The 1,171-nt window shown below is 53.5% G+C and carries 3 protein-coding genes; all 3 read right to left on the bottom strand.

The features are described 5' to 3' along the window. Positions 1–435 (bottom strand): heavy metal translocating P-type ATPase metal-binding domain-containing protein (locus EJP87_RS18760; RefSeq protein ID WP_227657744.1); only part of this gene is annotated, 435 nt, incomplete at its 3' end. 318 nt (positions 436–753) lie between these two features. Next, entirely contained in the window at positions 754–909 is a 156-nt protein-coding gene (locus EJP87_RS16795) for a cbb3-type cytochrome oxidase subunit 3 (protein ID WP_130472973.1), read from the bottom strand. 1 nt (position 910) lies between these two features. Continuing rightward, on the bottom strand, positions 911–1,171 hold a 261-nt coding region (locus tag EJP87_RS16790), incomplete at its 5' end, for a FixH family protein (RefSeq protein ID WP_193771501.1).

Here is a 1,171-nt window from a genome sequence, read left to right as displayed (position 1 = left end):
GGCGGCGATGATCTCGGAAAGTTTGGTTTGTTGCGGTTGCCAACGCACACGAGCCCGATGGGTGGCAAAGTTGATCCACACCTCTTCTACACCCGGCAGGCGACGGATGACCTGTTCATTGAGCCAGACACAGGCGGCGCAATGGATTCCTTCAAGAATCAGGTTGACTTCACAACTGTTGTGCACGCCTTTTTGTACCCATTTTTCCTGTAAAACAGGATCATCAAAGGGGGTCAAGCTGGCGGGATCGATCTCTTGCGGCTGCATACCAACGGCATGCGCATCGCGTTGCACATAATAGCCATTCAGGCCCATGGACTGGATCATTGCCCATGCCTGCTGACAACCGGCACAACAGAAAGAGTGGTTATCCTGGTGAATCGCGGCCTGTGGCGGCAGGGGCAGCGCACAATGAAAGCAGGTTGCATGGTTCATGACAGATCCAAGGAGCCTGAACCATCCTGGGGCCCAGGGCATTTGCAAAACAAAAAATTATTCAGGATGTCCAGGAGGAGATAATCTCCTCCTGGTGGGTGCAGGGCAAAGCCCTGCCTGTTTGGTATGCCTGCACACAAGCAGATTGGCGCGTCAGCACCTGTGCCCTGCAGAAGGAGGCTTTGGGAGGGCGGGTGCCCGACAGGCACAGCTTTGCTTGCGGCAACAGTGCATAAATTGGCAAAAGCGCCTGCCCTGCCCCGGAGCCAAGTGATCGACACAGCCTTGTTTTTGCTGCGCGACTGATAAAACGGCTGGTTAGGGATCATGGTCATCCACAATCGCACGACCCTCTTTTTCAAAGTGCTCCTTGTTTTTTGGACGATAGGCCCAGAAGATAATGCCAACGAACAAGAGAAAGAAGAGCACCAAGGCAAACTGTCTGGACAGGGACAACCATTCATCAAAACTCATTTTATTCTCCTTCAGCAGCCACCTGCAGGCGTTGCACATAACGATAGTGTGCGTTTTCTTGTTGGATGGACAAACGCAACTCCCAATGTCCTGGCAGGGTGGGTGTCAGGGTAGTGGAATAGTGACCGGGGAAAATTTCTTTCATCTGCAGCGGCAGATCGGCTGCTTTACTGCTGGGGCGGTACAATACCCCCTGCAGGGAGGCATCACGCAAGGGTTGGCCTTGAGCATTGCGAATCACTACCTGCAAGCGCTCCTGTTT

It is taken from the genome of Candidatus Magnetaquicoccus inordinatus, from assembly GCF_004217665.1.
Lineage (GTDB): Bacteria > Pseudomonadota > Magnetococcia > Magnetococcales > Magnetaquicoccaceae > Magnetaquicoccus > Magnetaquicoccus inordinatus.
The sequence above is the reverse complement of the archived record's forward strand: the minus strand, read 5'-3'. Positions and strand labels throughout refer to the sequence as shown.